Below are 11477 nucleotides of genomic sequence, written 5' to 3' on the forward strand. Positions count from 1 at the left end.
CGGGGGGGCCCAACCCCACCTCCTTTGCTATATCTAACCCCCCCCGGCGGCCGGGCCCCCCCCCCCCCGGCGCCCCCCCCCTTCTGCATGTCCGGGGTCAGTCGGCCCGGTCGTCCTCGGCCTGCAGGAGTTCGACGACGATCTCGACACCGAGCGCGTAGGCCGGCGCGCCCGAGGTGATGAGGGCGGTCTCGGCGACTCCGACGAGGTCGGCGATGCCGGCTCCGGCGTGGAGTGCTCCCCGGGCGTGGATCCGGGCGGGCTCCGCCCGGCCGAGGGTCAGCAACTGGCCGAAGTGGACCAGCTGCTGCACCCGGCCGCCGAGCGGGCTGTCGGCCAGCACGATGTGCCGCAGCGCCGCGAACGCCTCCTCCGTGGGGAGCCGGCCGAACTCCAGGGCCACGCGCAGGCGGTCCTCCACCCCGCCCGGGACGGCTCCGAGCGTCGAGCGGTAGCGGTCCCGCAGGGCCTCGGCACGCCGCCCGGACCCGTCGTCCGTCATGACGCGACCCGTGCGATCGAGGCCCGGACCGCCTCCAGGGCACCGTCGGGGAAGTCCACGCCCCCGCCGATCGCCGCCGCGGCGATCTCGGCCTCGGCGCTCTCCTCGATCGCCACCACGAGCCGGCCGGCGGCCGCGGCGTCCGGGCCGAACACCAGCAGGCCGTGATTGGCCAGCAGGACCGCGGCCGTCGTCGGACGGCGCTCCAGGACATCGGCGATGCCGCGGACCGAGACGTCGGAGCCGCGCGGCCCCCAGGGCACCACCGGCACCTCCTCGGCCTGCCCGAAGCGCAGCATCGGCTCCGTGCGGCACGGCAGCGGCCGGTTGGCCACCGCGAAGGCCGTCGCGGCGGGCGAGTGGGTGTGGATGATCGCACCCACCAGCGGGCGGGCCCGGTAGACCACGCTGTGCATGGTGATGATCTCGGTGCTGACGGACTGCAGTTCACCGTCGAGGAGGCGTCCGTCGAGACCGACGGTCGCCAACTGCCCCGGCCGCAGGCCGCGGACGAACCCCGGGCTCAACAGGAACCGCTCGGCGTCCAGCCTGGCGCTCAGGTTGGCGTGGCCGGAGTGCGACATCACCCCCGCCTCGAAGAGCTGCCCGGCAGCCTCGACGAGCTGGTGGGCCCGGTCCGTCGCGTCACTTCTGTCCGTCATGCCATCGCCTCCGAAGTCTTCTGCCGGCGGTCGCACGTCCGCCGCCGGCCCGGGATGTCCCGCACAGAAGGCACTCTTCAACTTGAACTAAGGTTCAAGTCAAGCGGTGGGGCGGAACGGTGAACCGGGGGAACGCAACGTGCTCATGACGATCGGTCGACTCGCCGAGATCACCGGAGTGCCCGCGTCCGCCATCCGGTTCTGGGAACGCCACGGCCTGCTGCCCGCGCCGGAACGCCGGGGCGGCCAGCGGCGCTACCCGCCGGAGGCCGCGGAGCGGATCGTGGTGCTGCGCACCTGCCAGCAGGCCGGGCTCACCCTGGCCGAGATCGGCGAGCTCCAGCAGGACCAGGCCCGCCGGGAAGCGATGATCCGCGCCAAGGTCACCGAGATCGAGCAGCGCATGGTCGACCTCGAACACGCCCACCAGCTCATGACCCATGCGCTCCGGTGCGGCAAGCAGGACATCGTCGGCTGCCCGACCTTCCGGCAGCAGATGTCGACGTGGCGCCGGTCCTCGTGACGGGTTCCGCGGGCCCCGGCCCGGTCCGGCGGGCACCGGGTGCCGGATGATGGGCGCAGCAGACGTGAGGGGCGGCACCGTGACAGACAGCGAATCCATCGGGCCCGAGGCGGACTTCCGGCCGGACGACGGGGGGCCCGGGACCGTCCTGGCCGAGGCACGGCCCGAGACCGCGCAGGCCCCGGGCAGGAGCGCGGGGCGCCGGGGGTCCGTGATCCGGCGGCTGGCCGTGGCGGTCCTCGTCCTCGTGGTGCTGTGCCTCCCGCCGTGGTGGACGCTGTTCGCCTCCGGCGCCGACTGGCCCTTCCCGGTCCTCCCGGCCGGCACGGTCGTCCTCGCCGCCTGGGTGGTCGCCTTCCCCCTCCTGATGGTCGCGGGCCACGGGCCACGACGGAGCGACCGGGCCGCCCGCATCGCGGACACCTCGCTCGGGATGGTCTGGGTGCTGTTCACCTGGTCGGTGCTGGGCGGCCTGGCGGACCTGGTGCTGACGGGGCTCGACGTCGGCGGCACCGGCCGGGCCAGGATCGTCGCCGTGGCCGTCGCCGCGGTCACGGCCGGGCTGCTGGGCTGGGGACACCACGAGGCGATGCGCGTACCGCGGGTGAAGCGGCTGGACGTCCACGTCCCGCGGCTCGGTGACGGCCTGGACGGGACCCGGGTCGTGGTGCTGGCCGACACCCACTACGGCCCGATCGACCGGGCTGCCTGGTCCGCCCGCGTCGCCGAGGCGGTCAACGCGCTCGACGCGGACGTCGTGGTCCACGCCGGCGACATCGCGGACGGCACCCCGGCCCAGCGCCGGGAGCAGGCCGCGCCGCTCGGGACGATCCGGTCGAGGCTGGCCAAGGTCTACGTCACCGGGAACCACGAGTACTCCGGGGAGGCGCAGGGCTGGCTGGACCGCATGGCGGACCTCGGCTGGGAGCCGCTGCACAACCGCCACGTCGTGGTGGAGCGCGGCGGGGACGCCCTCGTCCTCGCCGGCGTGGACGACGTGACCGCGGAGTCCTCCGGCCTGGCCGGGCACCGCGCGAACCTGCTCGGCGCGCTGGCGGGGGCGGACCCGGACCACCCGGTCCTGCTCGTCGCCCACCAGCCCAAGTACGTCCCGCAGGCCGCGGCCGCCGGCATCGACCTCCAGATCTCCGGGCACACCCACGGCGGCCAGATCTGGCCGTTCAACTTCCTCGTCCGGCTCGACCAGCCGGTGGTGCACGGCCTGAGCCGGCACGGGGAGCGGACCCAGCTCTACACCAGCCGGGGCACCGGTTTCTGGGGGCCGCCCTTCCGGGTCTTCGCACCGAGCGAGATCACGCTGCTCACCCTGCGCTCCGGCGGCACCCGGCCCGCCGCGTAGCGCACGGAGCCCTCAGGGTCCGAATCCCGCCTCCCCCAACGGGCCCGGACCGTGTCACGCGGACCGGGCCCCCGTCGTTGACGGCTCAGCGGCGCAGCGCGGTCTCCTGCTGCATGTACGACAGCTTCTCGGGGTTGCGGACGGCGTAGAGGCCGGTGATGAGGCCGTCGTCGATGCGGACCGCCAGGACGGTGTCGAGCTCGCCGTCGAGCCGCAGGACCAGCGCCGGGTGGCCGTTGACCTGGGCCGGGCCGAGCGAGACCGCGCCGGGGACCCTGCCCAGGCCGGCGGTCAGGAGGCGGGCGACCTTGTCGGCCCCGGAGACGGGCCGCAGGACGGCCTGCTTGACGCCGCCGCCGTCCCCCAGCAGGACGACGTCCGGCGCGAGGAGGTCGAGCAGGCCCTGCAGGTCGCCGGTCTCGGTCGCCCGCCGGAAGGCGTCCAGCACGTCCCGGGTCTCGGCCGGGGAGACCGGCCCGCGCGGCCGGCGCGCCGCGACGTGCGCCCGTGCCCGGTGCGCGATCTGGCGGACCGCGGCCCGGCTCTTGTCGACGGCCTCGGCGATCTCGTCGTACCCCAGGTCGAAGACCTCGCGCAGCACGAACACCGCCCGCTCGACCGGGGCGAGGGTCTCCAGCACCAGCAGCATCGCCATCGAGACGCTCTCGGCCAGCTCGACGTCCTCCGCCACGTCGGGCGTGGTGAGCAGCGGCGCGGGGAGCCAGGAACCCACGTAGGACTCCCGGCGGCGGCCGAGCGTGCGCAGCCGGGTCAGCGCCTGGCGGGTGGTGATCCGGACGAGGTAGGCACGCCGGTCCCGCACCGCGGCCAGATCGACGCCCGCCCAGCGCAGCCAGGTCTCCTGCAGCACGTCCTCCGCGTCGGCGGCCGAGCCGAGCATCTCGTAGGCGACGGTGAAGAGCAGGTTGCGATGGGCCACGAAGGCCTCCGTGGCGGGGTCCGTGCGCTCCTCGTCCGCGAGCCGCCCGACCGTGCTCTCCATGCCCTCCGCGCGCTCCGTGCCTGCGCCGCGCTCGCCGTTCATCGGCTGCTCCTGCCTCTTCGCTCCCGGCGGTTCCCCGTGCACAGGACGCCGGCCCGGGCGGTCGTGTGACAGCCGCGCCCCGTGGCGCACGTCACACGACCGCCTCCGTCACGGCCCGGGGGCCGGAGGCGTCTGGTGTCCGTCCACTGCACCACCGCGAGTGAGGATCACGCCATGTCCGTCCGGTTCAACCTGTTCGAGAACGAGATCGCGGCCAAGTTCGCCAAGCGGTTCGCCAACGCGGGCCAGGTGATCGTCCAGTCGCCGCTGCCGAGGTCCACCCAGGAGCTGGTGTCGCTGCGGGCCAGCCAGATCAACGGCTGCGGCTGGTGCATCGACATGCACACCAAGGAGGCCGCGGCCGCCGGCGAGAGTGCGGCCCGGCTCCACCTGGTCGCCGCCTGGCGCGAGTCCACCGTGTTCACCGAGGCCGAGCAGGCCGCGCTGGCGCTCGCCGAGGAGGGCACCCGGCTCGCCGATGCCCACCGGGGCGTGTCCGACGAGACCTGGGCCCGGGTGCGCAAGCACTACGACGACGACCAGATCGCCGCGCTGGTGTCCCTGGTCGCCCTGATCAACGCGGCCAACCGGCTCGCCGTGATCGTGCACCAGCGGGGCGGCTCGTACGAGGCCGGCATGTTCGCCGCCGCGCTCGGCTGACCGGCCGACGGCCCCGGCCGGCCCGGCCGGTCGGGGCGTCAGGCCCGGCGGACCCGCGGGGTCCCCGTCACCGCCATGACCAGCGAGTACACCGACGTGGAGGCGGTGATGAAGAGGCGGTTGTTCTTCGGCCCGCCGAACGCGAGGTTGGAGACCGGCTCGGGGACGAGGAGGCGTCCGATGAGCGTGCCGTCCGGGTCGTAGCAGTGGACGCCGTCGCCGAAGGCCGCCGCCCAGAGCCGGCCGCCGTCGTCGAAGCGGATGTTGTCGAAGCCGCTGTTCGGCGCCTCGGCGAAGACCTTGCCGTCGGAGAGGGTGCCGTCCTCGCGGACGTCGAGGACGCGGATGGTGCGCGCCCTGCTGTCCGCGACGTACAGCTGCTGCTCGTCGGGCGAGAGGACGATCCCGTTCGGGCCGGTGAAGCCGTCCGCGGCGAGCCGGACCTCGCCGCTGCCGGGGTCGATGCGGTAGACGTTGCAGGCGCCGATCTCGCTCTCGGCGCGGTGGCCCTCGTAGTCGCTGGTGATGCCGAAGTCCGGGTCGGTGAACCACACCGACCCGTCGGAGTGCACCACCGCGTCGTTGGGCGAGTTGAGCCGCCTGCCCCGGTAGCGGTCGGCGAGCACGGTGACCGAGCCGTCGTGCTCGGTGCGGGTCACCCGGCGGTTGCCCTGCTCACAGGTGATCAGCCGGCCCTCGCGGTCCAGCGTGTTGCCGTTGCTGTGCCCGGCCGGGGAGCGGAAGGCCCCGACCGCGCCGGTGGCCTCGTCCCAGCGCAGCATGCGGTCGTTGGGGATGTCACTGAAGATCAGCTGTCGCCACGCCGGGAGGTAGACCGGCCCCTCCGCCCACCGGCAGTCCCCGAACAGCTTCTCCAGCCGCAGGTCGCCGTTGGCGCACTTCCCGGTCCGGAAGCGCTCGTCCAGGATCTCGTACAGGCCGTGCTCGACAATACCGGACACAATCCACCCCTCGATGCCATCAACCGAATCTCATTCGATGCAGCATGAGTATGACAGAAGCCGATATGGTGACGGCATGGCATCGGAGAACCTCGACGAGATCGACCGCGCCCTGGTCGCGCTGCTGCAGCAGGACGCCGGACAGGCCTACGCCGCCCTCGGCAGGGCGGTCGGCCTCTCGGCCGGCGCCGCACACGAGCGCGTCCGCAAGCTCCGCGAGCGCGGGGTCGTCCGGCGGACGACGGTCGAGGTGGACCCGAAGGCGCTCGGGCTCGGCGTGCTCGCGTTCGTGATGGTCGACTCGTCGGCCTGGATGGGGGACTCCGCGGAGGCCTTCGCCGCCATTCCGGAGATCGAGGAGGCGCACATCATCGCGGGCAGCGCCTCGGTGCTGGTGAAGGTCCGCACGGCCGGCACCGAGCAGCTGCAGGACGTGCTGCGGCGGCTCTACGCCATCAACGGGGTGAGCGGCACGCAGGCGACCGTCTCGCTGCAGACCTTCTTCGAGCGCCCGCCGGCGCCCCGCCGGTAGCCGCGGCGGGGCGGCCGATCCACCGGGACCGCCCGGAGAGAGCGCCGCAGCCGTGCCGCGCCGACCGGACGCCGGACGCGGCCCGCCCGGCCGCCGGGAGCGGCCCGGCAGCACGACGGGCGGGCGGTCAGCGGGCGTCGCCCTCGGCCGCGGGAGCGGCGAGGACGCCGTACAGCATCAGGTCGAGGGTGGTGAGCAGTTCCTTGGTGAGGGCGCCGCTCGGGCCGCCGGGGCGCCCGCACCAGCGGTAGAGGGTGCCCAGGTAGAGGTCGCGCAGGGCGTTGCCGATCTGCTCGGCGGCGATCTGCCGACGGAACTCGCCGCGCTCGACGCCGGTCGCGGCGATCCGGGCGAACAGGTCGGCCAGGTAGGGCTCCTCCACCAGCGGGTGGCCCGCCCGGACCCAGGCCATCAGCATGGCCCCGGTCTCCTTCTGGTGCTCCTCGCTCATCCGGCCGAGCGTGGTCATGCAGCGGCGCAGCTGGCCGGCGGCCGTCCCCATGTCGGGGCTGTCGGGGGTGAGGGCGGCGGTGAGCGCGTCGCGGCGCTTCTCGCCCCAGGTGCCGAGGAGGTCCTCCTTGCGCTGGAAGTAGTTGAAGAAGGTGCCTCGGGCGACGTCGGCCCGCTCCGCGATCTCGTCGATCGACGTCTCGTCGTAGCCCTGCTCGGTGAAGAGCGTCAGGGCCGCGTCGTAGAGCCGCTCCTTCATCCTGATCTTGTTGCGCTCCCGCCGGCCGAGCGGTGCCGGCGGCTGGTCCACTGCGGCTCCCATCGCGTTCAACTGTCTCTCCGATCTGCTGGGTGGCGACCGGGGAGGCCCCCTCCCCCCAGGTCTATGCACCACAGTTTAACTATGCTTTGCAGTCAAAATTGGAGGTCTGTCCGACCACTTCCACCGGACCCCCGCCCCGCCTAGCCGATGGTGGCCAGGATGCCGTTCAGGCTCTCCGGGCCGAGCAGGCGCCCGGCCGTGAGCTCCAGGCCGCAGTCCGACCGCAGCTGGGCCCGCAGCTGCGTCGCCATCAGCGAGTCCAGGCCCAGGTCGCGCAGCGGCCGGCGGCGGTCGAGCTGGTCCTCGGGGATCTCCAGCACCCGGGCCACCCGCCGCAGCAGGGCCTCCGCCGCCGTGGTGGCCACCAGGCCGGCGTCCGCGGCCGCCGGCGCGGCGACCCGGGCGGGATGCGGCGCACGGACGGAGACCTGGGCCGGGATGACGGCCCGGGCCGGTGCCGGGGTCAGGGCCGGTACGGGAGCCGGAACGGCGACGGCACGCGGCCGGCGGCGGAGCGCCGCGGCACCGGGCAGCAGCCGGGATCCGACCGAGGCGACGGAGGAGAGCGAGGCGAAGCGGCACGCCGGGCGCCCGAGGGCCCGCAGTTCGATGTCCCGGAACTCCGCGAGCACCGACCCGTCGGTCCCGAGGAAGATCACGTCGCCCTGTGCGGTGCGGCCGCCCGCGGCGGGCCGCACCCGGCACAGCGCCCAGTACTCCTCCCCGGGCTCCGCGAACGCCCGGACGGTGCCGAAGCCCAGCGGCACGTAGGCGGCTCCGGCGGGGTACGCGGCGAGCAGCGCCAGCAGCCCGGACTCCCAGCCGGCGGCGCGGGGGACGGCGGCCGCGCGCAGCCGGGCGACGGCGCACGTGCCGCGCCGCCAGACGTGCTGGACGGCCCGGAACTCGGCACCGATCCCGAACCCGTGGTGTTCGGCCTCGGCGTAGAAGTCGGCGGCCGAGAGGTAGGTGTGGTGCCGGGCGAGGACGGAGTCCAGCAGGTCGCGCCGGGTGCGCGGGCCGGCCGCCGGGAGCGGCTCCAGCCGGCCCTCCGCACACGGCTCCAGCGGTCCGTCGGCACCGCGCCGGGCCTGCACCCGCACCTGCCGGGCACCGCCGGGCCCGGGGGCGTCGACCGTGACCCGGAGGGTGGTGCGGGGGAGGTCGTCGAGGGTGAGGGCGGCGTCGCCCAGGCGCACCCCGGCCAGCGCGAACCCGATGCCGGGGGCAGCGGCACCGGCGGTGTCCAGCATGGCCGTGAGGTACACGGACGGGAAGATCGGCGCGATGCCGCGGACGGTGACCCCGGCGCCCCAGCCCGCCACGCCCCACTCCTCCAGCCCGGCCTCGCGCACGTACGGCGCGCTCCCGCCGGGCGCCGGGACGGCCCCGGTGGGCTCGGCGCTCTCGCGGCGCAGCACCGCGGCGTCCCAGGGGTAGGTCGGCAGGTCGACGACGGGCGGCACGGCGCCGTACCAGCGGAGCCAGTCCACCCGGGCACCGTGGGCGAAGGCGCGGCCCACCGCGTCCAGCAGGGCCGTCGACTCGTCGCAGTTGCGGCGCAGGGTGGCGACGGCAGCACCCTCGGCACCGGCGTCCGCCAGCGTCTCGTCGACCGCCGCGGTCAGCACGGGGTGCGGGCTGACCTCGACGAACACCGTGTCGGTCGCGGACAGCAGCCGTACCGACTCGGTGAACCGGACGGGCCGGCGCAGGTTGTCCTGCCAGTACTGCGCGACAAGTTCGTCGCCGCGTACCGGGGCGGCCAGCACGCTGGACACCAGGTCGGTGCGGGCCGGGCGGGGCGCCAGGCCGTCGAGGGCCGCGACCAGGTCGTCGCTGATCAGATCCATGTCGGGCGAGTGCGACGCCACCTCGACCCGAACGGTGCGGCAGAGCACGTGGCGCTCCTCCAGGCCCGCGGCGATCGCGGCGGCCGCGGCCGGCGGGCCGGCGAGCACCGTCGAGTGCGGGGAGTTGTCCGCCGCCAGGCAGGCGCCGGCGAACTCGGGCCGTCCGGCCAGGAACTCCTGTGCCGCGTCCGCCGAGAGCTCGACGGCGAGCATGGCCCCGCGGCCGGCGAGCCGGCGCATCAGCCGGCTCCGGCGGCAGATCACCGCGGCGGCGTCGCGCAGGCCGAGCGCACCGGCGACGTGGGAGGCCGCGATCTCGCCCATGCTGTGGCCGAGGCAGACGTCCGGGCTGAGGCCCACCTCGCGCAGGGCGGCGGCGAGGGAGACCCCGACCGCCCAGAGCGCGGGCTGGACCCGGTCGATGTCGGTGGGGAACTCGGTGGCCGTGGTGAGCAGTTCGACGACCGACCAGCCGAGCTCGGTGCGGATCGCGGCGTCGCACTCGGTGAGGGCGGCCCGGAACGCGGGCGAGCCCTCCAGCAGTCCGCGGCCCATCCCGAGCCACTGCGAGCCCTGCCCGGGGAAGACGAAGGCCGTCCGCCGCGGGGCGAACCCGGCGTCGGCGGTACCGCCCTCGGCGAGCACCTCGCCGGCGGCGAGCGCCCGCAGCCGGGCCGCGACCGCGGTGTGGTCGGCGCCGCGGACCCAGAGCCGGTGGGGGTGCGTGTCGCGGCGCAGCGCGGCGGCCGCGCAGATCTCGCGGAGCGCGCGGCCCCGCCCGGCTCCTTCGAGGTGGGCGGCGTACGCCTCGGCCAGCCGGTTCAGGGCTCGCGGGGAGCGGGCGCTGAGGACGAGCAGCTGCTCCGCGCCGGCCGCCCCCGCGGCGGTCGCGCGGGCGGCCGGTCCGGCCTCTGCGGCAGGGTCGGCGGGGGCGGCCCGGTCGGTGGGGAGGGCGACCGGTGCCGGCCGGTACTCGCCGACCACGACGTGGGCGTTGGTACCGGAGATCCCGAAGGAGCTGACGCCGAGCAGGGCGGGCTCGCCGTCCGCGGGCAGCTCGGTGTTGCGGGTCACGACGGAGACCGGCAGTGCGTGCTCGGCGATGACCGGGTTGACCTCGGGGCAGTGCAGCGAGGCCGGTATGACGCCGTGCCGGGCGATCAGCACCACCTTGATGAGTCCGGCGATGCCGGCCGCCGCCTCGGCGTGGCCGATGTTGGTCTTGACCGAACCGGTGGGCAGCGGGCGCTTGTTGGGCCGCCGGGTGGCCTCGGCCAGGGCCCGCAGCTCCACGGCGTCACCCACGGCGGTGCCCGTCCCGTGGGCCTCGACGTAGTCGAGCCGGTCCGGGGTGGTGCCCGCGGCCCGGCAGGCGGCCCGGACCATGTCGACCTGTCCGCTGATCGCGGGCTGGAGCAGCAGTCCGCTGCCCCGCCCGTCGTTGTTGACGGCGCTGCCGAGGACGGTCGCCAGGATCCGGTCCCCGTCGCGCTCGGCGTCGTCGAGCCGCTTGAGCACCACGACGCCGATGCCGTCGCTGCGGACGAAGCCGTCCGCGTCGGCCGCGCCGTAGCGGCAGCGGCCGCCCGGCGAGAGCATCCCGCCCTGCGAGTAGGCGATCGCATCGTGGCTGGAGAGCAGGAAGTTGACGCCGGCGGCGATGGCCAGGTCGCACTCCCCGGTGAGCAGGCTCTGCCGGGCGGTGTGCACCGCGACCAGCGACGAGGAGCAGGCGGTGTCCAGCACGACGCTGGGGCCGAGCAGGTCGAGCGCGAAGGACAGCCGCCCGGCGGTCACCGCGCGCAGCCGGCTGCCGGCCACGTCGCGGACGTTGGGCCCGTTGGGCGCGTGCGAGGTCTCGGAGTACTCGGCGGTGGCCTGCCCGACGAAGACCCCGGCGTGCGTGCCGGCCAGCGTCGAGGGGCGGATGCCGGCGTGCTCCAGCGCCTCCCAGGCGACCTGGAGGAGGAGTCGCTGCTGCGGGTCGACGGCTCTCGCCTCCGCGGGCGAGATGCCGAAGAAGGCGTGGTCGAAGGCGAACGCGTCCGCGATGAAGCCGCCGTGGCGCGAGGCCGTCTTGCCGGGCACGCCGGGTGACGGGTCGTAGTCCGCCGCGATGTCGAAGCGCTCACCCGGGACCGCGGTGACCGAGTCCGTGTTGGCCAGCAGGTTCTCCCAGAACCGTTCCGGCCCGTCGGCACCCGGGAAGCGGCACCCCAGGCCGACCACCGCGATCGGGACGCCGGGGCTCTGTCGCACGTGCTCCATGTGAGTGGTCCAATCTCTTCGAATCCGACCAGTCGGACGTGACAGCAGTCGCTATTGGGTTAGCGCGATGCAAACTTACACTGGAAGCTAAGTTTGGTCCCAGTGTTTAACTACGGCGAATTCGCGACGTCTCAACACCTGAGACGGCCCGGCGCGAATCGTCCCCGGATGGGCGATTCGCCCACCGGTGCGTAGGCGGACGAACGGCCCCGGGCAACGGAAAACGGGGGGCGGCGCGCCGCGGGCGGGGCCCCCGCGGCCGCGCGCGGGGGGGCCCGCGCCCGCCCGGCGCGCCCCGCGCGGGGGGCGGGTCGCGGCCGTCGGCGAGGGCGATCCAG

10 protein-coding genes are annotated in these 11477 nt (G+C 74.7%); 4 read left to right on the top strand and 6 right to left on the bottom strand.

Translation table 11 applies throughout. The features are described 5' to 3' along the window. Positions 1 to 97: 97 nt before the first annotated feature. Positions 98 to 502, bottom strand: coding sequence for a carboxymuconolactone decarboxylase family protein (locus ACFV0G_RS10185; protein ID WP_380544696.1), 405 nt, complete (start codon positions 500 to 502; stop codon positions 98 to 100). Further along, positions 499 to 1164: a class II aldolase/adducin family protein gene (locus ACFV0G_RS10190; RefSeq protein WP_380544699.1), complete on the bottom strand. Its 666-nt coding sequence runs from the start codon at positions 1162 to 1164 to the stop codon at positions 499 to 501. The genes ACFV0G_RS10185 and ACFV0G_RS10190 overlap by 4 nt, the downstream gene beginning before the upstream one ends. A 145-nt stretch (positions 1165 to 1309) precedes the next feature. Here ACFV0G_RS10190 and ACFV0G_RS10195 point away from each other — a divergent pair, with 145 nt between their 5' ends. Next, on the top strand, positions 1310 to 1687 hold the full coding sequence (locus tag ACFV0G_RS10195) for a MerR family transcriptional regulator (protein WP_380544702.1): 378 nt from the start codon (positions 1310 to 1312) through the stop codon (positions 1685 to 1687). 148 nt (positions 1688 to 1835) lie between these two features. Continuing rightward, positions 1836 to 3047, top strand: coding sequence for a metallophosphoesterase (locus ACFV0G_RS10200; protein ID WP_380544716.1), 1212 nt, complete (start codon positions 1836 to 1838; stop codon positions 3045 to 3047). Positions 3048 to 3132: 85 nt separating this feature from the next. Here ACFV0G_RS10200 and ACFV0G_RS10205 read toward each other — a convergent pair whose 3' ends face one another. After that, positions 3133 to 4050 (bottom strand): RNA polymerase sigma-70 factor, encoded by a 918-nt coding sequence (locus ACFV0G_RS10205; protein WP_380544719.1) that lies wholly within the window; start codon positions 4048 to 4050, stop codon positions 3133 to 3135. 216 nt (positions 4051 to 4266) lie between these two features. On the opposite strand from ACFV0G_RS10205, the gene ACFV0G_RS10210 reads away from it, so the two are divergent. Further along, entirely contained in the window at positions 4267 to 4752 is a 486-nt protein-coding gene (locus tag ACFV0G_RS10210) for a carboxymuconolactone decarboxylase family protein (RefSeq protein ID WP_380544705.1), read from the top strand. 38 nt (positions 4753 to 4790) lie between these two features. Here the strand turns inward: ACFV0G_RS10210 and ACFV0G_RS10215 are convergent, their stop codons facing one another. Then, complete coding sequence (locus ACFV0G_RS10215) at positions 4791 to 5705, bottom strand: SMP-30/gluconolactonase/LRE family protein (protein WP_380544722.1); 915 nt, start codon at positions 5703 to 5705, stop codon at positions 4791 to 4793. An 85-nt stretch (positions 5706 to 5790) separates the two neighbouring features. Here ACFV0G_RS10215 and ACFV0G_RS10220 point away from each other — a divergent pair, with 85 nt between their 5' ends. Further along, positions 5791 to 6246 (top strand): Lrp/AsnC family transcriptional regulator, encoded by a 456-nt coding sequence (locus ACFV0G_RS10220; protein WP_380544708.1) that lies wholly within the window; start codon positions 5791 to 5793, stop codon positions 6244 to 6246. Positions 6247 to 6373: 127 nt separating this feature from the next. Here the strand turns inward: ACFV0G_RS10220 and ACFV0G_RS10225 are convergent, their stop codons facing one another. Together ACFV0G_RS10225 and ACFV0G_RS10230 are read right to left on the bottom strand one after the other, a co-directional pair. Then, positions 6374 to 7018, bottom strand: a complete 645-nt coding sequence (locus ACFV0G_RS10225; RefSeq protein WP_380544711.1) for a TetR/AcrR family transcriptional regulator — start codon at positions 7016 to 7018, stop codon at positions 6374 to 6376. Positions 7019 to 7158: 140 nt separating this feature from the next. Further along, a complete protein-coding gene (locus ACFV0G_RS10230; protein WP_380544714.1) occupies positions 7159 to 11139 on the bottom strand; it encodes a type I polyketide synthase in 3981 nt (1326 codons plus the stop codon). Positions 11140 to 11477: the final 338 nt, after the last annotated feature.

The sequence above is a fragment of the Kitasatospora sp. NPDC059571 genome, from assembly GCF_042735675.1.
Taxonomy (GTDB): domain Bacteria; phylum Actinomycetota; class Actinomycetes; order Streptomycetales; family Streptomycetaceae; genus Kitasatospora.

What these genes read in the sequence shown, in the direction of transcription:
- ACFV0G_RS10210 (WP_380544705.1), top strand. Translation starts at nt 4,267, where the DNA reads ATGTCCGTCCGGTTCAACCTGTTCGAGAACGAGATCGCGGCCAAGTTC.
- ACFV0G_RS10205 (WP_380544719.1), bottom strand. Translation starts at nt 4,050, where the DNA reads ATGGAGAGCACGGTCGGGCGGCTCGCGGACGAGGAGCGCACGGACCCC.
- ACFV0G_RS10225 (WP_380544711.1), bottom strand. Translation starts at nt 7,018, where the DNA reads ATGGGAGCCGCAGTGGACCAGCCGCCGGCACCGCTCGGCCGGCGGGAG.
- ACFV0G_RS10230 (WP_380544714.1), bottom strand. Translation starts at nt 11,139, where the DNA reads ATGGAGCACGTGCGACAGAGCCCCGGCGTCCCGATCGCGGTGGTCGGC.
- ACFV0G_RS10220 (WP_380544708.1), top strand. Translation starts at nt 5,791, where the DNA reads ATGGCATCGGAGAACCTCGACGAGATCGACCGCGCCCTGGTCGCGCTG.
- ACFV0G_RS10195 (WP_380544702.1), top strand. Translation starts at nt 1,310, where the DNA reads ATGACGATCGGTCGACTCGCCGAGATCACCGGAGTGCCCGCGTCCGCC.
- ACFV0G_RS10185 (WP_380544696.1), bottom strand. Translation starts at nt 502, where the DNA reads ATGACGGACGACGGGTCCGGGCGGCGTGCCGAGGCCCTGCGGGACCGC.
- ACFV0G_RS10190 (WP_380544699.1), bottom strand. Translation starts at nt 1,164, where the DNA reads ATGACGGACAGAAGTGACGCGACGGACCGGGCCCACCAGCTCGTCGAG.